The following is a 24,200-nucleotide window of genomic DNA, read 5'->3' as shown; positions in this document are numbered from 1 at the left end:
TTATCCCCTGATTCTGAAACTGTCATCAGCCATTCGGCTTTCTTTTCTTCACTTAAAGTTTAGAAAATCTTTTGCCGTTTGGTTAGAACAGGTCCAAAGCCGTTTGCTTCCGATAAAAACGGGCAGATAGTATGTTTTGTATGAAATGTTCTATGTCAGCAGAAAATGATAACTGATTTTCCGAGAAGCAAATTCGAAGTTGCCGATGATAGTTTCAGAAACAGAAAAAAACTGTACAATTTCTATGATAGAAGCATTTTTTTATTTATTATAACAAGAAAGAATACGCATTTTATCGGTCTTTCTTCCTAATTTCAATGAATATTTTGAAATGGTGTGAATTTAATTGAACAGACATAAATTGTGGAGAAAGCCTCTATACAGATTCTCTTTGTCTTTTTAATTTTTGCCTTTTTTTCGGAAGTGTTTTTTAATTCTCCGTTCATCCTTATGGTGTTGTTTTGCCGATAAAATAAGTACTGAAATTGTTAAATCCGATTTTTCATTCATCAGTTTATATTTTTAACCCATTAGGAGGTCGGTTTCTTTATGTTCACCGACGGAGACGGAGTCTGAAAATTCTTTGTAGTATGAAGTTTTGTCAATGAAACAAGATTTTTTAATTCAACTTTATCAATATCAGCGTTTTCGCCCTTTTATACGCTGGTTTGTGAAAAAAACGGAGGGCGGGGAAATGTACTCTATAACCCTTCGTGAACTCTTTAAGCGTTATCACCAAATTGAAGTTGGACTCTACAGTTATGGGTGTTTCTCTCCCGGTCGAATTGCTCCGATGACCCGAATCGGAAGGTACTGTTCTTTTGCAGCGGGGGTTTGCATTTTCAACGGAAATCACCCTCTTGAGCATCTTTCGCTTCATCCTTTCTTCTATAACCCGGCATTTGGATATGTTTCGGAGGAGAAGATTTCACGGGGCTCTTTGGAAATCGGCAGCGATGTTTGGGTTGGGCGAAATGCCATTATTACCCCCTCCGTACGACGAATAGGAAATGGGGCTGTGATAGGGGCCGGGGCGGTTGTTACTCATGATATTCCTGATTTTGCCGTAGCAGCAGGAAATCCTGCCCGTGTGATTAAATATCGGTTTTCTCTATCTGTTATAGAGGGAATTCTTCGAGAGCCCTGGTGGCAGAAAGACATCGATGAGTTAAAAGGGAATCTGGACCAGTTTACTCGTCCTTATGTGGATGTTATAGGCCTTTCAGAGGGGAAGGTCTAATTCAATTTTATGGATTCTGCAATTCGCACGATGCCGGAAGGATTCGGCGGTGTTGCTTTTCAGGATGTTACGAATATTCATCCGACGGCTTTGGTGCTTTTGGTGCTGCTTGGGGGGGCGATGCTGTTTTCACCTCGCCGTTGGGCTGGGCTGCCGATGATGGTAATGGCCTGTTTTGTGCCCCTGACCCAGAAAATTACGCTTCTGAATCTTGATTTTAATATCTTGCGGATCATGGTTTTAATTGGTGCAGTGCGTGTAGTTTTGCGCAAGGAATACCTGCCTTTTTTCTGGAATACTTTGGATACTTGGATGGTGGGTTGGACAATCAGTTTTATTGCGATTTATACCCTTCAGCAGCAGACGGTCGGAGCTCTTATCAATCGGCTGGGGTTCGGGTTTGATTCGGTTGGGATGTATTTTCTTTTTCGGTGTTTCATCCGAACCTGGGATGACGCCGACTGTTTTATTCGAGGTCTGGCTGTTCTTGTCGTTCCGGTTTCTCTCTTTTTTTTCTATGAGAATCAGACCGGGAGAAATTTATTTTCCATTTTTGGCGGTGTTCCGTCTATTACAATGATGCGCTACGGCAAGCTTCGCTGTCAGGGGGCTTTTGCTCATCCGATTATGGCCGGCTGTTTTTGGGGGTCTCTGATGCCGCTGTTTGCCGCATTGTGGTGGAAGTCTTCCAGATGGAGGCTGTGGGCCCTCTTCGCCCTTGCTGCGTCGCTGCTGATTGTATTCTGTTCGGCCTCCAGCACGCCAGTTCTGGCAGTTTTGTGCGGTCTTGTCGGCGGACTGATGTTTTTTCTGCGGTATCAAATGCGCTGGGTTCGCTGGGGGTTGCTGCTTCTTCTTGTCGGGCTTCATTTGCTGATGAAAGGGCCGGTGTGGCATCTGATTTCTCGCATCAGCGCTGTAGGCGGCTCTACGGGGTATTTTCGTTATAAATTGATCGACGAAGCCATTCGGAATTTCCCTGAATGGGCTTTGCTGGGGACCCCCTCAACGGCTCATTGGTTTTATGGAGCACAGGATTTGTGCAATTATTATGTTTATCAGGGGGTCATGGGCGGGGCACTGACGCTGGGACTTTTTATCGGCATTCTTACCGTTGCCTTCCGGCAAGTCGGACGTCTGTGGAGGCGATGGAGCGGACAGCCGTATCGGCTGGCGCTGTCCTGGTCTCTCGGGGTCAGTGTATTTGTGCATTGTGCAAATTTTATCGGTTTGGCCTACGTCGGTACAATTACGGTTCTCTGGTACTGGATCCTGGCTGTGATCAGCAGCTTGTCTGGAACAGCGTCTCGAGAGAATCAAGGAGTGGCAGGTTCCGTACCTTCGCAGGGATTTCAGATGAGAAGGGAAAAGCGAACGCGATGAAACTGTCTGAACGGATTATTCGTTTTTGGACATCCGACAGTCTGAAAGCCCGGTGTGCCCGCGGAAGTTTCAGTTTGATGGTTGGGGCAGTTGTGGCCAAAGCAGTGGCTTTCGCGAGCAAGGTGGTTCTGGCCAAACTGCTTTCCAATGAAGAACGCGGGGTGATGATTGTTATTTTTCCGCTGGTAACTTTTTTTGAGACACTCACGGAGATTGGAGTCAAACAATCGGTTATTCAGCACAAGGACGGAGCCAGCGAATCGTATCTGAATATGGCCTGGTGGATTCAGGCGGTCCGAGGGGTTCTGTTGTATGCCCTGGCGTTTTTTTTGAGTCCGCTGCTGTGCCGCATCTGGATTTACGGACATTCGGATTACGGACGATATTACACGCCCGCCGAACTGCTGTGGATGGTTCGTATTTCTTTTTTGACGATTCTTTTGAACGGATTTGTCAGTCCGCGAAGCGAGGTGCTGCTGAAGGAATTTCGTTTTGCCAAGTCTGTTATGCTGGTCCAAGGCAGTATGATATTAAGCAGCGTGTTGACGATTTGGCTGTCTTTTCTTTACCGCAATGTGTGGGCGTTTGTTGTAGGAACCATCAGCAATTTCTTCTTTTTGTGCCTGCTGTCGTATGTGATGTGTCCCTTCCGGCCCACGTTTCGGTACGATGGATCCAGTTTTCGTTCCTTGATGCGGTTTTCGAAAGGAATGGCCGGAATGCCGATTCTAACGTATCTGACTTTCAATCTGGATGTACTGGTCGGCAGTCTTCTGGTCAGTCCGGCTTTGATTGGAATGTATGGCTTTGCGCTGATTCTGGCCCGCACTCCTCGGGAATTTCTGACCCGCGTGTTTGGGCCGCTTCTGATGCCGGCTTTTGCGGAGAAACAGGACAATTTTTCGGCTTTGCAGAAAGGAATTCTCTGGATAACCCGCTGGACGGGTTTGGTAATTTTTCCTTTGACGATGTATATGATTCTCTGCCGGCGAGCCCTTCTGGCGATTCTTTACAAGCCCGAATTTGAAACGGTTGCCGGAGTTTTTTCGTTGCTGTGTGTGACCTATGCCCTTCTTCTTTTGGCCTTTCCGCTTGGAAAACTTTTCTTCGGCCGAGGGAAACCGGAAATTCACCGCCGTTATGTTGTCCTGCGTATTATCCTTTTGGGATTGTTTATCTGGCCGGCTGCAAAGCGGTTCAGTCTGGACGGCATCGGCTGGCTTTTGCTGGTGTCGAATATTCTTGCTTTAATTTATCAGGTTTATTGTGTGAAAAAGGAGATTGGTCTTTCAATGACTGCGTATTGGAAGTCCTGGCTGCCGGGATTGGCGGCGGCCGGAGTGTACGGCTGTTTGACTCTGCCTCTGCTTGTGTTTTGGCCGGAGCGGCTATGGGTGCATTTTTGGGGAGGCGGGGCGGTGCTGGCTGTTGTCCTTTGTCTGATTTTGGGCTGGGGGGCATGGGAACTTGTTTCGGCTCGAATGTCCTCGACGAGAACAGATGACTCCTCCATCGGATAAGACAGTTTGGGTCGGTCTCTTGGGCGCTTCCTTTGATACGGGGAATTATGGGGTAAGCGCTTTGGCCGAAGGGACTATTCGGGGATTCCTGGAGAAATGGCCGAATGCCAATTTTATCTTGCTGGCATCCGGCAGAAGTGTCCGGAAAGAGGTCCGAACCATCGGAACACGAACCCTTGAAATTGTCAATCTGCCGGTACGGTTCTGCCGGCAGATTTTCTTGAAGAATCATTTTGTGGTTCTATTGCTGGAAGGGATATTTTGGCGTTTTTTAAAAATGAGGCGATATCGTGCTTGGGCGGAACGAAGGAATCCTTATTTGGAGCAAATCGCACGTCTGGATTTGGTTGCGGATATTACCGGAGGGGACAGCTTCAGTGACATATACGGCTGGAAGCGTTTCCTTCAAGGGGCATTGACGAAGTGGCTCTGGCTTGTCTGCGGAAAACCTTTGTATTTTCTTCCGCAGACCTATGGTCCTTTTCAGCGAAAATGGGTTTTATGGACCGCGCGAGGTCTCCTTAAAAAAGCTTCGGTGATTTGCTCCCGTGACCGGCAGGGGGAAGAGTTTCTTCGGCGTCTGTTTGCCGGTCGTACGGAGATACAGAAAAAAATTCGTGTTATTCCGGATGTTGGATTTCTTCTGGAACCGCATCCGGTCGAGGATTCGCTGTCGGAGACAATTCGCCGGTGGAAAGACCAAGGCAGGCCGGCGGCGGGTCTGAACATCAGCGGTCTTCTGTATCATGGAGGATATACCGGCCGGAACATGTTTGGACTCTGTGAGGATTATCCGACCCTGGTCTGCGAGATTGCCGCACTCCTTGTTAAGCAGGGGTGTCTGGTTCTTTTTATTCCTCATGTTTTTCCGCCTTCCAAGGTCTATCAGGCAGAAGACGATTTGGATGCCTGCCGGCAGATTTGCCGGCGAGTAAAACAAGAAACAAACGACAGCAGTCTTTCTGTTGCTGAAGGACCTTATTCTCCGAATCAGATGAAATATATGATCGGCCAGTGCGATTTTTTTGTCGGTTCTCGGATGCACAGCTGTATTGCAGCTCTTTCTCAGACAGTTCCTTCCGTCGGATTGGCATATAGTGATAAATTTCTGGGAGTTTTTGAGTCTGCCGGCCAAGGGGAGTGTGTAATCGATGTCCGGAAAACAAGAAAAGAGGATGTATTATATCGTGTAGAGGCGTTTTACCGGAGTCGCTCTTCTATTCGAGCTCAACTTCAGAAAACAATCCCTTCTCTATTGGAGGCTGTACGGGAGGGATTTCGCGGGTTGCCCGGATTCAGGGGATAATCTGTTTTTTATAGGACATTTGGTTTTGTTCGTGCGGAAGGCGGTTTTGTTTCAGTAGAGAAATAGGGGCCAACGACCTTTTCCTTGACTTTGATTCATTCAAAAAGGTATAATGCTCCTCGATAGTACAATAAGAGACCTTTAAAATTCGAGGGGTAGAAAACAATGAAAAACCAAACGTCAATTTCACGGAGAGGGTGTGTATTTTCACCGTATGGAGGTTTCCTCTGTTTCCTTTGCTTTCTTGTTTTGCTCGGAGGGGCTCTGTCTGCTGAAACGATTATTGACAATCGTGATGCGGCTACGGCGAAGGTGGGGACCTGGTCGGTGTCGGGAGCCACGGGCTATTGGGGGGTGGATTCGGTTTATGCGAGAAGTCCGAATCTGTCGTTCAGCTGGCTGTTTACGCCGTCAGAGAGCGGACGGTATGAGGTGTCGATGTGGTGGACGGAATATTCCTCCCGCAGTGCGGCTGCTCCGGTGACGATTGAGACGGCGGACGGAACGATTTCTCTGACGGTGAATCAGCTGACGAACGGCGGGATGTGGAATGTTCTGGGGCAGTATCGTTTTGAGGCCGGCCTTACCTACCGGGTGACCATTCGCACGCTGACGGACAATTCGAGCATTTGTGCGGATGCTGTACGGTTTGTGAAGTTGCCGCCTCCTCCGATAGAGGCGGATTTTGAGGCCTCGATTCGTTCAGGGGATTTGCCGCTTGCTGTGTCGTTTACGGATTTATCTGTGAGTACCGGAACGATTGAGAGCTGGGCGTGGGATTTTGACAACGACGGGCTGATTGACTCAACGGAGCAGAACCCGGTTTACACGTATTCGGCTGCGGGGGTTTATACTGTGTCGCTGACGGTATCCGGTTCGGCGGGGACAGATACGGAGGTGAAAGAAAATTATATTGAGGTGGCGGACCCGAATGCTCCGTATGAGGTGATCATCGACAATGGAGGACCGGGAACTTCCAAGACAGGGACTTGGGCGGTTTCTTCCGGAATACCGCCGTGGGGGGTTGATTCTTTATGGGCCCGGAATGTGGCCAGCTACACGTGGCGGTTTACTCCGGAAAAGAGCGGTGTCTTTAAGGTTTATATGTGGTGGACGGAATATTCGTCCCGAGGAACCGCTCTTCCGGTGTCTATTCAGCACTTTTTCGGGACCAGCCAAACGACGGTAAATCAGCAAATCAATGGGGGACAGTGGAATCTCCTTGGTACATTTTATATGCAGGCAGGCGGTTCCTATGCGGTAACACTGAATGCGAGCGGGGGAACGCCGACGGCTTGTGCCGATGCCGTGCGTTTTGTCAAGGTTCCGGTGGAGAATCTGCCTCCGCATGCCACGTTTGAATCTGCTTCACCCAATCCGGCTCGAATTGGCGAGTCGATTGTGCTGCGGGCTTCTGCTGTTGATGCAGATGGGACTATTGTCGCCTATGAATGGACGTCTGATTTAGATGGTTTCATCGGGAGCACTCAGGAATTGACAGTCAACGGGCTTTCGGTCGGCGTTCACACGATTTCCTTGCGGGCTCAGGATGATGACGGAGAATGGTCAACTCCGGCGACACGAAAGGTGATTGTGCTGAATTCTGCGGAAATTGAGCCGGTGTTTGCGTATTTTGCGTATGGGTCTGAACGGGTGAATTACCAGTGGGAGGATATGCTGGTTAATATCGGGGCGACCAAGGTCGATGATTTATGGGTTTATACGAATCCTGCGCAAAACAAAAGTTATGTTATCCGGACGGTGAATACTTTGGAGGGGGCGAAAGAGGCCCTCAAGACGCCGGATTCTCATGTGATGCTTTACGGCCATGCCAATTACGGGTTAGGCCCGATTTTCCCGACTTCAGAGGAACAAAGCAAGCAGGTGATTGAAAATGTTTATTATGTGGATGACGATCGGATTCTGAACTATTCCACAGATACTGTAGCGTTGAGCATTTCAGGAATGATTACCAGTCAGGCCTATCCGAACTGGTATCCTCAGTTTAAGGATGGAACCAGTGCCGTCATGCCGTATGATTTTGGGGATCCTCGCGGCAATCCTCCTTACAATTATTATCTGACGTATCGAATACCCGGAGACCCAACCTATTACCGCATTCAAAGTCCGCGCAATCCGGCGCTGGTCCGATTTCCCGATTCGGGGTATCCGGCGTGGTATTCGCCGACGGGTGCTGTACCCAATCCTTCGATTGTTTCGCACCGACAGTATTTTATTCGAAATCCCAAGCCGTGGGACCCGCCGTTTGAAAAGACAGCCGGGTGGGGCGGCTCAGTAAAAGTGTCGGGTTATTATGGCGTGAATTATTTGTGGGTTCCGGCCGGCACCGGAAGTGAAAAGGCCACGTGGAAATTTTCCGTGCCGTTCAACGGTCCTTATAAAGTAGCGGCTCGATGGGCGGCCTCGTCCGGTCGAACTGCCGCGGCTCCTTATACGATTACACATAAGAACGGCAGTACAACGGTTGCCGTCAGTCAAAAGGTCAACGGCGGAATTTGGAATACGCTGGGGACTTTTGAGTTTGAGTCAGGCCAGGACTGGTATGAAAGCCGCAATGATATGCCTTCGCTGCTGAGTTTAAATCAGGATAACATCGGGGGCAACAGTACAAAGAAGGCGGCTTTTGCCGCTTCGCTGTCGGGGAATGCGTATTTGACCCAGAAGTTTAATGAGCGCCGCAGAGACCGGGTTCGGCTGGAGTGGGATATTTATATGGATTCCATTCTGGATGACAGCACACGGGACCGCGGCGGAATGATGTTGGTCGGAGCAGATACCGGCAGCGGTCCCAATCGAGGCACCGGACCTTTTGTTTATATGGCCTTCTGGTGTGAGGACGGCGGCGGTACTCCCGGAGACGGCAAGACAATGACCTTAGTGGCCCGTGAGCCCGGCAATTCCTTTGATGTTACTTCACAATGGCGTCCGCTGGCGTCAGGTCTTGAATTCGACCGCTGGTATAAAATTGCTGTGGATTGTGATGTAGCCGGTGCGACTTATGATGTCTATGTGGATGGTGTTTTGGTCCAGTCGGCTGTTCGGGCAATGAATGTTCTCTATGAGATGACCCATATCAGTTTTGCTCAGTGGAATGACGGTGCCGGGGCTTTCTATGTGGATAATGTTTACGGGGATGCACCGGCTCTGATTGTTGACAGTGATTTTGAACAGGTTGCTTCAACAACAGACCTGCTGGCTCTGAAAGTTGTTGAATATCCGGTTGTTTTGACCAATGCTACGTCCAGCGGGGATGTGATTGCGGATGCTGTTCTTGTGGCGGATCCGCAAAATCCGCCGATCGTTCTTCAGGCAGACTTTTACGCAGCGACCCGCACGGGAACCGCTCCGTTTGATGTGACCTTTACAAATCAGAGTACCGGCGATGCTCAGACGAAGCTCTGGGATTTCGGGGACGGCTCCGGTACGGTGAAAACAACCAGTTCGAGTATTACTCATACCTATACGACCAATGGTGTTTATACGGTGAAGTTGACGGTGAGCGGCTCTGCAGGCAGCAGCACAATCACCAAGACCGGGTATATTACAGTGGGAGGAACTACGCCGCGGCAGGTGGAATTCAGCGCGACCTCTCGGGAGGGGACTCGGCCGGTTACGGTATCTTTCCGCAACCGAACCTCCGGCAGCATCAGTTCCGTCTTGTGGGATTTTGGAGACGGTACGACAAGTACGTCCAGCAATCCAACGCATACGTATTTCGAGCCGGGCAATTACTCTGTGACCCTGACCGTTCGGTTTACCAATGGGGAAATCAAATCGCTGACGAAAAACAACTTTGTACGGGCGATTGTCTATGAGAAAATCATCGACAATGTTAATTACCCCAATTATCATTACGGATCTAAAACGATAGTTTCCCGCGGTCCGATGGAAATCGATCCGGCTGAGCTGAAATATAAACGGCTCTTTATTCTGAGCTGCAATTCAGGGTATTACTACCTACAGACTCTCGGAAGAGGGATTGTTTTCTATTCTCTGGATGATACAGAAGTGAATCCGGGAACGGGCTTTTCAATCTACCTGAGGGCCTATATGCAGGGCCAGAGCAATGAGCAGATTCTTGCGGCTCTGATGGCCAAGCAGGCGGCGTTTGATTTCTATGATTTCAGCAAGCGGCCAGATGAACAGTAATCAGATTATTCTATGAGAAGAATTTCTTCGGCCGGTTCATACGAATTGTTCGTATGAACCGGCTTTCTGAGCTTGTTTTCACCAGTCTGTTTTCCATTTCATGCGTTTTGAACGTGTTGACCAAATCTGCCGATGGCGGCTGTGCAGCGGGTGCGGTGCCTGTGTATCTGTTTGTCCGGAAAGAAATCTTTCGATGGCGGATATTCCGGCGGAGGGACTGCGTCCGATTCTGAAGGATGTTCACTGCCGCCGCTGCGGACGATGTGTGCAGGTTTGTCCCGGCGTCGGCCTGGAACACAACCGAGAAAACGCCTTGCTTTATTCACCGGAGTGGGGTCCTGTTCTGGAAGTGTGGGAAGGATATGCGGCGGATCCGGAGATTCGTTATTGGGGGTCTTCAGGCGGAGCAGCGTCTGCATTTGCGTTGTATTGTGTCGAACAAGCTTCCGCCGGGGGAGTTGTACAGACGGGAGTCGATGGAACAGTTCCTATTCGGAACCGGACCTGCTACAGCCGTACGCGAGAAGACATCTTAAAGTGTTCGGGTTCGCGATATTCTCCGGCCAGTCCGTGTGAGTTTTTTGAGCGTATCTTGGAATTTTCCGAACCGAGTGTTTTTGTGGGGAAACCCTGTGATGTGGCTGCGCTGCGGAAATATGAAAGGATTGTTCCGGAAATCAGCAAAAAGATTTTTGCGGCCGTCAGTATTTTTTGTGCAGGAACACCCAGCACGGAGGGAACATTGGCTGTTTTGAGGGAGATGGGGATTTCAGCGGAGAAACTCTCTTCGTTTCGGTATCGAGGAGGCGGCTGGCCGGGAAAGGCGACGGCGATTGAAAAAGAAACCGGACAGAAGAAAGAATTGACATATGAGCAGTGCTGGGGCGGGATTCTCAGCCGATATGTGGAATTTCGCTGCCGCTTATGTCCGGATTCGACCGGGGAATTTGCCGATCTGTCTTTTGGGGATCCCTGGTATCAGCCGCCGAAACCAAATGAACCGGGCCGTTCTCTGGTGATTGTACGGACAGAGCAGGGACGGACTCTGCTCCGTCAAGCCGTTCAAAAAGGATATCTGATTCTGCAGCCGGTTTCTGAAACGGTGATTGCCCGCTCGCAGCCCTCTTTGCTGAATAAACGCCGTCATCTTTGGGGTCGACTGGCTGTTCTTCGTATGACGGGCATTCCCTGTCCGACGTATCGCGGATTTGGTCTGTACAGGAGTTGGCGAAAATTATCTTTTGCCGAAAAATTAAAATCCTTAGGTGGCACTATTCGTCGAATTTGGAACCGCAAACTGTATTATCCGCTTCCTTCTGACATTTTTCGAGAAAAGTCCTGTTAATATGGCAGAACCCCATCCTTCCAAGCCGATGCTTTCTATTATTCTTGTGAACTGGAATACACGAGAGATTCTGCGGAATTGTCTTCAATCCATTTATACCTATACTGCTGGTCTGCCGTTTGAGGTGTTTGTGGTGGATAACGGTTCTTCAGACGGCTCTGAGCAGATGGTTCGGGAGAATTATCCTCAGGTCATCCTGATTGCAAATTCCGACAATAAGGGATTTGCGGCCGCCAATAATCAGGCGCTGGCTCTGGCGAAGGGGGATTATGTCCTTCTTCTGAATAGTGATACGTATCTAATTGATAACAGTCTGCTGAAAGCGGTTAAGTTTGCTGAGCAACATCCGGAAGCGGGAATGATCGGCTGTCGGGTGCTGAATGCAGACGGCACGCTGCAGCCGACCTGCTTCCAGTATCCATCTTTGCTTAACCTTTTTCTTCAGGCCTTCTATTTGCCGAAGCTTTTTCCGAAGAGCCGTTTCTTCGGGCGGGAACGAATGACCTGGTGGAAGCGGGATGATGTTCGAGAGGTTGAGGTGATTACGGGCTGTTTTCTGCTGGTTCGGGCGGAAGTTATTCGTCAAATAGGTTTTCTGGATGAGTCCTTTTTTATGTATGGTGAGGAAACAGACTGGTGTTACCGGGCCCGTCAGGCCGGCTGGAAACTGCTGTTTACTCCGGAGGCCCGGATTGTGCATTTGGGGGGAGCCAGCAGCCGGCAAAACCGTCCGGAAATGATGCTTCAGCTTCGCGGCAGCATTCTCTTTTTTATGAAAAAGCACCGTTCGAAGGCTGAATATTGTCTTTCCTGTCTTCTGGTTGGTTTGTTTTTTGCTTTGCGGGCACCCTATTGGTTTCTTCGGGGGCTTCTGGTACAATCAGAGCGGAAACAATCCATAATGACCGCTGAGACATACTGGAAAGGAGCTTTTCGGGCATTGTTGGGCGCAGACGGTTTGCGGAAGAAGGCAAAACCTAAAGGAGAGAGAGTATGAAAGGAATCTTCGGGCGAATTTGGGCTGCTGTGCCAACCTTTTATCATCTGGTTCGCAACCCGGATGCACAGACATACTATCCCCACGAGAAGCGAAAAAGCCGCGGACGAATTATATGGGAAAATCTTGTTTGGCTGCTTCGACACGGCGAAATCAATCATTTTTATTATCTGTACGGCTTTGACAGGGCGGATTTCAACCGGCCGGAGGATTATTTTCCCGAGCAGGCATTCTGCCGAATTCGTGATCGGGCAAACGGCTGCTGCCGTATCGGCAATCATCGGGCTCGCTATATCTGCATGCTTCAGGATAAGTTTCTTTTCGGACAGTATGTTTCTTCATTGGGTTTTCCGACTCCGCCCATTTATGCTCTTTGTGATGAGGATGGAATCTACTGGCTGGCTGAACGTCGGACGGAATCCTGGGAACAGCTGCCTTCCCATGCTCCGCTGGACGGTTTTTTGAAAGACGCTCTGGGGCGATGCGGGAGAGCGGTTTACCCTCTGCGGCTGGAGGAGGGACGCGTTTTTCTGAATGAGCGGGAGATTCTGCCGTCGGACCTGCAGAAGATGATCGAGGGGAAATATATCCTTCAGAAACGGGTCGTGCAGCATCCGGAGTTAAGTCGAATGTATCCGCATTCCATCAACACTCTTCGTCTGATCACACTGCGGAAAGGCAACCAGATTATTCCGGCCTCCGGAACGTTTCGAATCGGGGCAGGCGGAAACCGTTTTGACAACTGGGCGGGCGGCGGCATCGGTGTCGGACTGGATATTCAAAGCGGCCGGCTGAACGAGGAGGGAACGTTTCGGCTCGGATTTGGCGGCCGAGTGAAGGCCCATCCGGAGACAAATGTTGTATTTCGAACTTTCGAAATCCCTTATTACAAGCAAGCTCTGGATTTGGTGTGCCGACTGCACCGGTTCTTTTACGGGGTTCATTCAATCGGATGGGACATTGCCATTACGGAGCAGGGTCCATTGGTCATTGAGGGCAATAACAGCTGGGATATTGCCTTTCAGCAGTTTCATGACAGCAAGATTAAGCGGGTTTTTTTGGACAGTCTCAAGAAAGAATGAGTCTCTTGCTCGAACACCTTTGCCGAATTATCAATTCTCTTCGTCTGGTTTTTGGAAGCCCCGAAGAGTTGACGTATTACCCTGAATCTGAGCGAAAGTCGCGACTGCGCATTTATCTGGAACAGACTGCCTGGATGCTCCGGCATCAGGAAATCAGTCATTTTTATTATTTTTACGGATGCGACCGCTTGAACGGCCCCAGTCCGTTTCATTACGGGAGCAAGAAGAAATTTATTCGCTATCGGGATGCCGTCAACGCACGGGCTCAGATCGGAACGCATCGAATCAATTACAACTGTCTGCTTCAGGATAAGTTTCTTTTCGGGCAGTATGTGGGGAGTCTCGGATTTCCCACACCTCGTGTGTTAGGTCTGGCTGGTTCAGGGGGGGTTTGCCTTCTCAATCCGATCAGACAGCTCTCCTGGGAGGATTTTCTTCAAACGCAGGAGGGAACTTTTTTTGTGAAAGATGTTTTGGGAGAACGGGCTCAAGGTGTTTTTCAAATAACGGTCCAGTCGGGAACATTGTTTCTCGGACAGGAGGCTGTCTTGCTCGAAACGCTGAAGCCGCGGCTGAGTCCGCTGAATATTCTGCAGGAATCTGTTTGTCAGCATCCTTTGATGTCTGAAATAAATCCTGCTTCTGTTAATACCCTTCGGCTGGTTACAGTTCGCTCAGGCAAGGAGACAATTCCTCTGGCGGCTATGGTGCGTCTGGGAGCCGGCAAGTCCTTTTGCGATAATTTGGCGGAAGGAGGACTTGCCGTAGGAGTTGACTTGGCAGATGGAAGAATGATGAAGTGGGGATTTTTTAAACCCGGTTTCGGCAAGAAGACAGAGCGTCATCCTCAGACCGGCTTTATTTTTGAAAAAACCCGAATCCCCTTTTTTAAAGAGGCCGTCGATGCAGCCTGCCGTCTTCATCGATTTTTTTACGGAACCCATTCGATTGGATGGGACATAGCGATTACAGAAGGAGGACCGACTTTTCTGGAAGGCAATAACAGTTAGGAAATCCCGACCCTGCAGATTTTTTATCCGAATCTGATAACTCGGTATTATCAAACGCTTCGAAAATGAAATAATCTGAAAATCAAGGAGTATCGCTTATGGAAATCGGCATAATCCGAGAACGCGGAGGCGGAGGATGTGATCGTCGGGTGATTCTAATGCCGGCCGAAGTGGCGGTGCTGACCCAATCCGGTCATCGCGTATTTGTGGAGACCGGGGCCGGCAGCGGCATTCATATTTCGGATGAAATGTATCGGCAGGCCGGAGCTGTAATCGTCGCTCATCCGCGGGATGCTATTTGTCGGGATATGATTGTCAAACTGAAGGCCCTGACGGCGGAGGAAGCGTCGATGATGAAACCGGGCGGGCTGGCTTTGGAAATGATTCATCAGGAACAGAGCCCTCAGAATGCAATGGCTATTGCGAAAGCGGGCGGCATCGGCATTGCGATGGAGGCCATCTGCAATGAGTACGGTGAACGGTATGTGGACTGCACGGATATGACCGGAGAGCAGGCGATGATTTTTGCTTTTCATCTTTTTGAGAAAGTCCCGTGGGATTGTACCGTTCTGGTGATGGGATACGGCCGGGTTTCAACCGGAGCGATTACAATCGCTTCCAAACTCGGGGCCAAAGTGAAAATTCTGAGGAAATGTCAGTACTCAGCTATCGAACATTTTCTCCGGAATGTGGATATTTTGGTGAACGGGATTTCCTGGCCGAAGGAAAAAAGAGATAAAAAAGAACATGTGGTGACCCGCTCTATGCTTGGGTTGATGAATCGTCCGGCGATGATAGTGGATTTGGCGGTGGATTATCCCAGTCCGATTGAGACGTGCCGGCCGACGGATATGAAAGAACCGACTTATGAGGTGGATGGGGTGGTTCATATGTGTATCTACGGATATCCGGCTCTGGTTCCCTACAGCAGTTCCGAGCGATACAGCCGGCAGCTGCTGCCGATTATTCTTGAGATTGCTGAAAAGGGGCTAGAGGGGGCCGGACTTCATATTCGGCGGGCGATTGTGGACTGGCGGGATCGTGTCTGAATAAGGAATAAACCTATGCAGTTTTTAAAAGGTCTGAAAAAAGATATTCGTTTAACCTGGCGTGGTCTCTATACACGGATTCTCAAACGTCATTTTGGTCCTTTTGCAAAGAGGCGGCGATGGCTTCAGGAAACACAGTACTATGATGCAGAGCGGCTTCGTCAGGTTCAGCTGGAACTGCTGCAGTATTTGGTTCGTCATGCGTATGAGACGGTACCGTTTTACCGACGGTATATGCAGGAACATGGCTTTCGGCCGGAGGATATTCAGACCCTGGAGGACATTCGGCGGTTCCCGATTCTCACCAAGGCGGATTTGAAACGGGAAGGAGAAGGATTTGTTTCTACTCGTTTTCATCCGCGGCGGATGCGGACAGTCCATACGGGCGGAACAACAGGGGCTACGCTGCCGATTCGACGGGATTTGCGTTCGATTCAGAATGAACACGCGTTTCTTCGCAGGCAGTTTGACTGGGCCTCCGTTCGGATGGGGGACCGTGTGGCATATTTGACGTGGCGGCGAGTGGCGGCTCCCAATGAGCATGAGCGGCTTTATGCATATGATGCGGCCTGGAAAGAACTGCATTTGTCGACGATCCATTTGTCCGAGGCGATGATTGAGCCCTATGCAGAGACGATGCGCCGGTATCGGATTCAGGCGCTGAATGCATATCCTTCTGCAGCGTTTTTTTTGGCCAAAGGGCTGCTGGAACGCGGCCGGACTCTGCCGCTGAAAGCCGTGCTGACTACATCGGAGACGCTGTCACCGGCGCAGAGGGAGGTGATTGAAAAAGCGTTTGCGTGCAGGGTGTATGATTATTACGGAAGCGCGGAGCGGGTCTGTGCGATTCAGACGTGTGAGCACGGCAGTTATCATATTATTCCGGAGTACGGGCTGACGGAGCTGCTGGAGGCACCCGGGCCGAATGAAGGGTGCCGCCGCATTATTGCGACCGGCTTTTGGAACCTGGCGATGCCGCTGATTCGGTACGATATCGGTGATTTGGTTAAGCCCCGCGAAGGGGTGTGCAAATGCGGACGCGCCTTTCCGATGGTCGAGCGGATTATAGGACGGGAAGGCACCTATATTCAAACACCTTCCGGCCGCGTGCTGGGGGCAATGGCAATTGAATATATTTTGGCCAGAGTTTTGTATTCGATGTACAATCTTCCGATTTTGGAAGGTCAGATTGTTCAGGAAAGCGACAATCATCTTGTCTTGGAATATGTAGCGATGAATACTTTTACGGAAGAACACGAACAACAGCTTCGCTCCCTGCTTCGGGAGGAGATACCCAGCGAGATGGAGGTGTCTGTCCGCCGGGTGGACCGGATGAGACAATCAGTCAGCGGAAAGCATTTGTCCTTTGTCAGCACAGAACATCATTAAAATGACAATCGAAGGTCAGAACATCCTTTGTTTCGCACCGTCGGATTGGTGGGGGATGAATCCGAGCTGCACCACCCATATTATGAAGCGGCTGGCGGGTGCAAATCGAGTCCTTTACGTCAATCCGTTCAGTTCCGACCTCCTCGGGGTCAGCAGAGGCAAACGCAGGGGATTTTCACAGCGGCTGATTCGAAAAGCCAAGAGCTTATCTCGATGGCTGCGCAAACCTCAGGAGGGGTTGTCTGTATTCAGCCCGTTTTTTATTCCGATTCAGGGAAAAGGGCCAGTGGATAGTCTGAATAACCGGCTGCTCCTGTGGCAGATTCAAGCGGCCTGCCGGCTGAGCGGTCTTCGGAATCCCATCTTGTGGCTGGAGAATCTTCGGGCAGCGGATTTGCTGCCGTTTTTTCCGAATTCTCTGAAAATCTATCATGTTTCCGACTTGTTTTCTCATGACGGATATGTTGCCAATCGGTCGATTCAGCAGCAGCGGGAGGAAAAGATTACACAGAAGGCGGATTTGATTATTTGTGTGTCGAGGGAATTGTATGAGTTGAAGAAAAATCAAAAATCCCGGGTTTTTTATCTGCCTCACGGGGTGGATTTTGAACTGTTTCATACGGCGGCGGAACAGCGGAAAATCTGGGAGCCCCTGCAGGCGATCCCTCGGCCGATTGCCGGCTATTTCGGAACCCTGACGGATTCCAATGATATTGCGCTCTGGGAGTATTGTGCACAGCAGATGCCGGATGTTTCGTTTGTTCTGGCTGGGCGGGTTACAGCCGGAGATTATTCGAAGCTGGCTTCGATGCGGAATGTGCATTTGACCGGTTTTCTTCCTTATGAGACGATTCCTTCTTTGTGTGCGGGTTTTGATGTATGCATGCTGAATTGGAAGCAAAGCCCGTGGATTTATGCCTGCAATCCGCTGAAGGCCTTTGAATATATGGCAGCCGGCAAACCGATTGTTTCCGTGCCGATTCGGGAACTTGAGCAGTATCGGGATGTTGTGAGCATTGCTCGAAATCCCCAAGAGTATGTCCATTTTCTTCGATGGGAACTTCAGTCGGATACACCTGTTCGAAAAGAACGTCGGATTGAAATTGCCCGCAGTCATGATTGGAATGTTCATTTGAACCGTCTGTCAGAGATTCTTCAATGCGTTCTGGATGAGCGGCGGAATGAGTGAAACGGTGAAATTGGCGTTTACCGGAGATGTGATGTGCGGGGATTCCTTCTCCTTGCTTGGGAGAGGGGCTGCTTCGATGATTGACCGTTATGGAGCTGATTTTGTTCCGGAGGTAACGGTCCGTCTTCTCCGTTCCCATGACTTGGTGCTTGGAAATATTGAATGTGTGCTTTCGGATGTCGGCCGCAGGGAGTACAGCTTACGGCGGCTTCATATGCGAGGGAGGCCTCAAACGGCCTTTTTTCTGGCTCAGTGGGGTTTTACGGTCGGAAATGTCGCGAACAATCATATTCTTGAACAAGGACTTTCCGCAGCAGCAGATACGGCAGGGCAAATGAAGAAAGCCGGTCTGGAGGTTATCGGCTGCGGGCCTTCGGGAGATTTTCGAAAAGGCGGTACTCGATTGACGCGAATGGTGCTGAAAGGGCAGGTTTTTTATCTTGCGGGCATTTGCCTTCGGCAGGAACGGTATGCTTTTGAGGGAGATGGGGTCCTTGATGATGTTCTGGATAAAATCAGACAGGTGCGGCGAGAAGAGCCGTCGGCCGTTGTGATACTGTCTGTTCATTGGGGGGATGAACTGATTGAATATCCTTCTGTGCAGCAGCGGCAGCTGGCGGATAGATTTGAAAAAGCCGGGGTTCATCTTGTTGTAGGTCATCATCCGCATGTTGTTCAGGGAATTGATGCAAGAAAAGATTCCCTGATTGCCTACAGTCTGGGGAATTTTATTTTTGACAGTTATTCAGAGAAAACCTCTTGGTCTGTTCTTTTCTCGGTGGAAGCGAAAGACGGCCGGATTTGCTCTTGGAAGGCAATTCCGATTGTGCGGGGAGAGGATTTCCGGCCTTTTCCGGCCCCGGATGAAAAGAGGACCTTTTATGAGCAGGAGATAGCCCGACGTAATCGGCTTGCCTGTGAAGCAATCGAAAATCCGATCCGCTACGATAGGGAGTACAGACGGCAGGTTTCCGTTCTTTGTCAGGAAAGTCGGCGGAATCTGCGGCATAATTTATTCAGGCGTTTTTTCAGGTTTTCCCCTGTTTTTTGGCCTCAGATTTTGCTCAGACCGATTCAACGACGATTGGGAGTGTGGTAATGGTCAAGCCGCTGAAAATCTGTGCCGCTGCCTCTGCGGGGGGGCATTTGGTCCAGCTGCTTCGGCTGTCGGACTGCTGGAGCGGATTTGAAACGGTTTATGTTTCCACATCCGAAATTGTCCGCAGCAAGCTGGCTTCGCTGGGAACAGTGTATATTCTGGAGGAGTGCAATCGAAAGCATCCGATTCGTCTTTTTCGGGTCCTGTTCCATGCTTTTCAGATTGTGCGCAGGGAGCATCCGGACGTTGTTGTCAGCACGGGGGCCGCGCCGGCTCTTTTTGTCTGTCTATGGGGGAAGGTGTTTGGCGCAAGGATTATTTGGATAGACAGCATGGCCAATGTTCAGCGGCTTTCGCTGAGCGGCCGTCTGATCCGGCCGTGGGCGGATTTATTCCTGACTCAGTGGGAATCCCTGAAGAATAAGCAAAAACGGATTGAGTATGCAGGTTCGGTACTATGATTTTTCTGACGATCGGAACGCTTGACCCCTTTGACCGTCTGGTTCGGATGGTTGACGAACTGGCGGGGGCAGGAAGTATGCCTGCGGAGGTATTGGCCCAAATCGGCATCAGTACCTATCAGCCGAAGCATATTCGATGGGTTTCTGTCCTTGAAAAGAATGAATTTGACCGGATTTTTGACGAATCGGAATTTGTAATCAGCCATGCCGGAATGGGAAGCATTCTGACAGCTGTGTCGAGGCGAAAGCCGATGATTGTTGTGCCCAGACTGAAACAGTATGGCGAGCATGTGAATGATCATCAGCTGGATACAGCACGGAGGTTTGAGGAAATGGGGGTTGTTTTGACGGCCAACACTTCTTCCGAACTGAAGGAAAAGGTCCGGTCAATCGCCTCCTTCCGGCCCCGTTGGCCGGAGTCAACCCGTACGAATCTTGTGAGCCGAATTCGATGTTATCTGGAAACCATACAAAAGGAAAAAGAAGGTTCTTTGTGAAATGGCTGACGGCGGTTTTGGGGTTGACGGCAGCCGTTTCGCTGGCAGTCAATGTGGTCTGTTTGCGAATGCTTATTCGTCAGTATGTCCTGCTTCGTCTGGACCGTTCGAGGACCTTCTGCAAACTTGAGCCGGAAATCAGAGAGGACAGGCCTTCTATTCTTTTTCTTGGGGATTCTCGGATTGCTCAGTGGAAACCGCTGCCTGTTTTTGACGGGATGGACGTATTGAATCTCGGCTGCAGCGGGGCAACCAGTGCCGATTTGCTTCAGCAAGTTTTCCGGATGCGGTATCCCTCCCAGACTCGTTTGGCGGTAATCGGGGTCGGTATTAATGATATGACGGTGATTGGAATTTGCCCGGAGAAAAAAGAGGAGGTCATGGCTCAGTGCAGGAAAAATTTCAAGGAAATGATTCGCTGTCTTCAGGAAAGACAGATTGCGGTTCTTCTCCTGCCAATCCTTCCTCCTGGTAAAGTTGGATGGTTTCGGGGATTCCTTTGGTCGAAAGAGGCGGATATCGCCATCCGCCGGATGAATGAAGAAATGGCTCATCTGGCGGAAAGCGGAGTGTCGGCTGTATTGAATTGTTCCGAGTTAATGGATGAAAACGGCCGACTGAAGGCCTGTTATGCGAAAGATATGCTTCATTGGAATACAGCTGCCTATCAGATACTGAACTCAGCGGTCAAATCTGAAGCCGTGAGACTGTTGGGAAGGAGTGAGCCCTGATGCTTTTTAACAGCTATGTATTCGGCATTTTTTTTCTGGTTGTGTACAGCCTTTATCTTCTTTCTCAAAGACACTACAAAGTCCAGAATTTAATCCTGCTGGCTGCCAGTTATCTTTTTTACGGCTGGTGGGATGTCCGTTTTTTATTTCTGATTATCCTTTCTACCGTGGTGGATTATTTGTGTTCGCTGGGAATTGACCGAAAGGATATTCCAATTCGGTATCGAATTGCTGCTTACGGAAGTCTTTTGATTGCTTATGCCGGATTTGTCCTGGTGAACTGGGATGTTTTTCTTTCAGACAAAGGTCCTGCCGGTATCGATTCGGGTTCTGGGCTGATTTTATGGACGACCTGGCGAGGTTGGGGACTTTTGCTGCTGGTCGTGAATATAGCAGGATTCGAAATACTGAGGGGGTTCGGACGACGGCTGCCAAGCGAGACCGTCCGAAAAATGTATCTGATTTATTCGGTGACGGTAAATTTGGCAATTCTCGGATTTTTCAAATATTTTCATTTCTTTACGGATAATCTCCGGATTCTTCTGGAAAATCTGTTTCATTATACACTGAATGACTGGACGGTTCGGGTTGTTCTTCCCGTCGGCATATCCTTTTTCACATTTCAAACAATGAGTCATACAATCGATGTCTATCGTCGGAAAATTCCTGCCTCGGAGTCCTTGATTGAACTGGCGGTCTATGTGGCATTTTTCCCGCAGCTGGTGGCGGGGCCGATTGAACGGGGCGAGCATCTTCTGCCTCAATTTCAAAGACCGAGGATTCTGAGCCGGGAAGCTTTTCGGGAGGGGCTCTGGCTGATTGTCTGGGGACTTTATAAAAAAGTTGTGGTGGCCGACAATTTGGCCCGCCTGGTGAATCAGGCATTTGGCCCTTATGACAAAGGACAGTTTTCGGCCGGTTCGACAGACGGGCTTTATCTTTTGCTGGCTGTTTACGCGTTTGCTTTTCAGATTTATGGGGACTTTTCGGGTTATACGGATATCGCTCGAGGAACGGCCAAGCTGATGGGGTTTGACATTATGCTGAATTTTAATTTGCCGTATTTTTCGAAAACTCCTTCAGAGTTTTGGCAGCGATGGCATATCAGTCTGTCTTCCTGGCTTCGGGATTATCTTTATATTCCTTTGGGAGGAAATCGCAGCGGGACTTGGATGACGTACCGCAATCTGCTGATTACGATGCTGTTGGGAGGGCTTTGGCACGGAGCCGCCTGGACGTTTGTCTTGTGGGGTGCTTTCCACGGTCTGATTCTGGTTATCTATCGTGTTTTTTCAGTCGGAACTCAAAGGCGCGGATTTTTTCTTTCTCTTCTTCAAGGGCTCTTGATGTTCCATTTGGTCTGTCTGGGCTGGCTGCTGTTTCGGTCGCAAAATCTTCCGACTGTATGGCTTATTCTGAGGTCGATTTTAAGCGATTTTTCTTTTACTCTGCAGGGAATAGAAGCCGGAAAGGAACTGGTGTATTACGTCTGGTTCCTGGCGGCTTTTCAGGTTTTTCAGTATTTTTCCGGAGATCTATGGCCGATTCGCCGATGGCCCTGGATGCTCCGAGCCGCCGTCTGGGTTTATCTCGGGATGTCTCTGCTGAGACTGTCCGCTCCGGGGGGACAGGAGTTTATTTATTTCGCATTTTAGGAAGACAGTGATGAAGGGAACACGCATTCGTCTTTGGAAGGTGTTTCGTATTTCGGCGGGGCTTTTGTATGTATTGGTCCTGATGGAATTGTATCTTCGATTTTTTGCTCCGGTGGCGATTATGCCCCGCTATGTCTGTGAAAATGAATACGGGATTCGGGGCAATGTTCCGAACAGCCGATACTGGCAGAAAACCCCTGAATGCAGGGTTCTTATCCAGACCAATTCGAAGGGACTGCGGGCGGATCGAGAGATCCCTTATAAAAAGACGGAAGGGGTTTATCGGATTGTTGTCTTGGGGGATTCGTACGGGATGGGTTATGAAGTCAATCTTGAAGATACGTTTACCTCCCAGCTGGCTGGAATGCTGGAGGAGGCGGGATGGAAAACTGAAATTGTCAACCTTTCCGTTTCAGGCCATGGAAATGCAGAAGAATATATTATGCTCACCGGCGAAGGGTTTCAGTATGAACCGGATTTGGTTTTGCTTCAGTGGCATTCTACGGATTTGCTGGATAATGTCCGGTCGGGGCTGTTCGCTCTTCAGGATGGTGTATTGGTTCGTCGGAACCAATCCTATTTACCGGGAATCGCCGTTTCCAGGATTCTTTATCGGATTCCGGGATATCGTTTTCTGTCGGAAAATTCTCAGCTTTACAGTTTTATACGAGAATGGACGGCGATGAAAATCAAAGACCTGCTGGCTTTCTGGAGAGGCCGTAAAGCAGTTTCGGAAGAAGACGAAACGCTGCGTTCTGAAGCCGTGCGGCGATATCGGGAGGAGTTGACAGCGGCATTGCTTGCGAAAATGCAGGAGGAATGCCGGCAGCGGAATATCCCTTTTCTTGTTTTGGATATTCCGAGGGTTTACGGGCGAACTGAATTTCGTTCCGTATTTCCCATGGAAAGGGTCTCTTCACTTCAGTTAGATTATTATTCGCCGATTCAGGATTTCCTTCGTTATGCGGGCCGGAAGCTTTTTACAGAAAAAGGGCACTTTCACCTGACGCCGCTGGGATGTCGGATTGTCGCTCGGGGACTGGCAGACTACATTTTGGCCAAGCAGTGGCCTCAGCAGAGGAGAGAATTGTCCCAGTAGGGTTGTGATGTTTTCATGAACGCCAGTCGAAATAACACAATCAGACCTTCCTCTTACAATTATATTTTTGTGGAGTGGCTGCGTATTTTTGCGGCTTTTGGGATAGTTGTGTTTCATGCTTATGACAGGCAGACGGGATTGATTCGCTCGATCGGATATTTCGGACTGCCGGCTTTTCTGAGTATTTTTTCAGCTTTATTATTTGAGCGTTCCTCTCTTTTCGGTTCCTTTCCGACGTTTTTGCTTAAGAGAGCCCGGCGGCTGCTGCTCCCCTGGGTATTCTGGTCTTGTATTTATTTGCTGCTTGCTTTTGTAAAAACCTATTGGATTCATAAACCGGAATCTTTCGGGCTTTCCATCCTGACATTCTTAACGGGAACCAGTATTCATTTATGGTATCTGCCTTATGCATTTTTGGCATCGATTCTGATTTATGGTCTTATTTGGCTGCGGCCGAAATTGGGGCGATCATTCCTGTTTCTTTGCATCGCAGGATTTATGGGGGTCCTGGTCTTTTCCTCCTACGGCTTAAAGCACTGGCGGTTGCCGGTTCCTTTTCCTCAATGGGTATTTGGCACCCCTGCTGTTTTTTACGGACTGCTTCTGATGAGCATGTACCAATCTCTTCCGTTTCGAAGACGCTTGGCAGCGGGCATTTTTCTGGTGGTTGGTACAGAAATTCTTTTGGCGGCTTTGTATGAAATGGGCTACAGCGGTCTCTGCATTTCCTATGCGATTGCCTGCCCTTTGGTGGGGACGGTGTTCTTGGTGAGCGGGGAAAACATCCCGGCCGCTTCCCTGGCCCTGAAGGGGGGAGAATTGACATACGGCATCTATCTGATTCACCCGCTTCTTTTGTCTTTTTGCCGGTTCATTCTGGGGGAGTCGGGTTCGTGGTTGGTTGTCATTTCAGTCTTTGCAATCTCTCTGGTTTTTACCTATATTCTGAAACGAACCGTGCTGAGAATCTTTGTATAA

19 protein-coding genes are annotated in these 24,200 nt (G+C 49.6%); all 19 read left to right on the top strand.

Annotated features, from left to right (window positions below; translation table 11 throughout):
- The first annotated feature begins 694 nt into the window (after window positions 1-694).
- The 19 genes from PKY88_03985 (at window position 695) to PKY88_03895 (ending at window position 24,200) form a co-directional block, all read left to right on the top strand.
- Window positions 695-1,240, top strand: coding sequence for a CatB-related O-acetyltransferase (locus PKY88_03985; protein ID HOQ04355.1), 546 nt, complete (start codon window positions 695-697; stop codon window positions 1,238-1,240).
- 9 nt (window positions 1,241-1,249) lie between these two features.
- Complete coding sequence (locus PKY88_03980) at window positions 1,250-2,623, top strand: hypothetical protein (GenBank protein HOQ04354.1); 1,374 nt, start codon at window positions 1,250-1,252, stop codon at window positions 2,621-2,623.
- Window positions 2,620-4,143 (top strand): oligosaccharide flippase family protein, encoded by a 1,524-nt coding sequence (locus PKY88_03975; protein ID HOQ04353.1) that lies wholly within the window; start codon window positions 2,620-2,622, stop codon window positions 4,141-4,143. The genes PKY88_03980 and PKY88_03975 overlap by 4 nt, the downstream gene beginning before the upstream one ends.
- Window positions 4,124-5,449 carry a polysaccharide pyruvyl transferase family protein gene (locus PKY88_03970; protein ID HOQ04352.1) on the top strand — a complete coding sequence of 442 codons (1,326 nt, stop codon included), beginning with the start codon at window positions 4,124-4,126 and terminating at the stop codon, window positions 5,447-5,449. Before PKY88_03975 ends, PKY88_03970 begins: the two co-directional genes overlap by 20 nt.
- Before the next feature lie 165 nt (window positions 5,450-5,614).
- The gene (locus PKY88_03965) at window positions 5,615-9,619 is read left to right on the top strand and encodes a PKD domain-containing protein (GenBank protein ID HOQ04351.1); all 4,005 of its coding nucleotides are present in this window, start codon (window positions 5,615-5,617) and stop codon (window positions 9,617-9,619) included.
- A gap of 100 nt (window positions 9,620-9,719) precedes the next feature.
- Entirely contained in the window at window positions 9,720-10,964 is a 1,245-nt protein-coding gene (locus PKY88_03960) for a Coenzyme F420 hydrogenase/dehydrogenase, beta subunit C-terminal domain (protein ID HOQ04350.1), read from the top strand.
- A gap of 1 nt (window position 10,965) precedes the next feature.
- The gene (locus tag PKY88_03955) at window positions 10,966-11,961 is read left to right on the top strand and encodes a glycosyltransferase family 2 protein (GenBank protein ID HOQ04349.1); all 996 of its coding nucleotides are present in this window, start codon (window positions 10,966-10,968) and stop codon (window positions 11,959-11,961) included.
- Window positions 11,958-13,043, top strand: a complete 1,086-nt coding sequence (locus PKY88_03950; GenBank protein HOQ04348.1) for a sugar-transfer associated ATP-grasp domain-containing protein — start codon at window positions 11,958-11,960, stop codon at window positions 13,041-13,043. Before PKY88_03955 ends, PKY88_03950 begins: the two co-directional genes overlap by 4 nt.
- A complete protein-coding gene (locus PKY88_03945) occupies window positions 13,040-14,053 on the top strand; it encodes a sugar-transfer associated ATP-grasp domain-containing protein (GenBank protein HOQ04347.1) in 1,014 nt (337 codons plus the stop codon). Before PKY88_03950 ends, PKY88_03945 begins: the two co-directional genes overlap by 4 nt.
- 98 nt (window positions 14,054-14,151) lie before the next feature.
- Window positions 14,152-15,102, top strand: a complete 951-nt coding sequence (locus PKY88_03940; GenBank protein ID HOQ04346.1) for a hypothetical protein — start codon at window positions 14,152-14,154, stop codon at window positions 15,100-15,102.
- 15 nt (window positions 15,103-15,117) lie between these two features.
- A complete protein-coding gene (locus PKY88_03935) occupies window positions 15,118-16,491 on the top strand; it encodes a hypothetical protein (protein HOQ04345.1) in 1,374 nt (457 codons plus the stop codon).
- Between the two features lies 1 nt (window position 16,492).
- Window positions 16,493-17,680, top strand: a complete 1,188-nt coding sequence (locus PKY88_03930) for a glycosyltransferase (protein ID HOQ04344.1) — start codon at window positions 16,493-16,495, stop codon at window positions 17,678-17,680.
- The gene (locus PKY88_03925) at window positions 17,673-18,779 is read left to right on the top strand and encodes a CapA family protein (GenBank protein ID HOQ04343.1); all 1,107 of its coding nucleotides are present in this window, start codon (window positions 17,673-17,675) and stop codon (window positions 18,777-18,779) included. Before PKY88_03930 ends, PKY88_03925 begins: the two co-directional genes overlap by 8 nt.
- The gene (locus tag PKY88_03920; protein ID HOQ04342.1) at window positions 18,779-19,240 is read left to right on the top strand and encodes a hypothetical protein; all 462 of its coding nucleotides are present in this window, start codon (window positions 18,779-18,781) and stop codon (window positions 19,238-19,240) included. The genes PKY88_03925 and PKY88_03920 overlap by 1 nt, the downstream gene beginning before the upstream one ends.
- Complete coding sequence (pssE, locus tag PKY88_03915; GenBank protein ID HOQ04341.1) at window positions 19,237-19,737, top strand: PssE/Cps14G family polysaccharide biosynthesis glycosyltransferase; 501 nt, start codon at window positions 19,237-19,239, stop codon at window positions 19,735-19,737. The genes PKY88_03920 and pssE overlap by 4 nt, the downstream gene beginning before the upstream one ends.
- Window positions 19,734-20,468, top strand: coding sequence for a GDSL-type esterase/lipase family protein (locus tag PKY88_03910; protein HOQ04340.1), 735 nt, complete (start codon window positions 19,734-19,736; stop codon window positions 20,466-20,468). Before pssE ends, PKY88_03910 begins: the two co-directional genes overlap by 4 nt.
- Window positions 20,468-22,123: an MBOAT family O-acyltransferase gene (locus PKY88_03905; protein ID HOQ04339.1), complete on the top strand. Its 1,656-nt coding sequence runs from the start codon at window positions 20,468-20,470 to the stop codon at window positions 22,121-22,123. Before PKY88_03910 ends, PKY88_03905 begins: the two co-directional genes overlap by 1 nt.
- 10 nt (window positions 22,124-22,133) lie before the next feature.
- On the top strand, window positions 22,134-23,222 hold the full coding sequence (locus PKY88_03900) for a hypothetical protein (GenBank protein HOQ04338.1): 1,089 nt from the start codon (window positions 22,134-22,136) through the stop codon (window positions 23,220-23,222).
- Between the two features lie 15 nt (window positions 23,223-23,237).
- On the top strand, window positions 23,238-24,200 hold the full coding sequence (locus PKY88_03895) for an acyltransferase (protein ID HOQ04337.1): 963 nt from the start codon (window positions 23,238-23,240) through the stop codon (window positions 24,198-24,200).

The organism is Anaerohalosphaeraceae bacterium (assembly GCA_035378985.1).
Taxonomy (GTDB): Bacteria; Planctomycetota; Phycisphaerae; order Sedimentisphaerales; family Anaerohalosphaeraceae; genus JAHDQI01.
The sequence above is the reverse complement of the archived record's forward strand: the minus strand, read 5'-3'. Positions and strand labels throughout refer to the sequence as shown.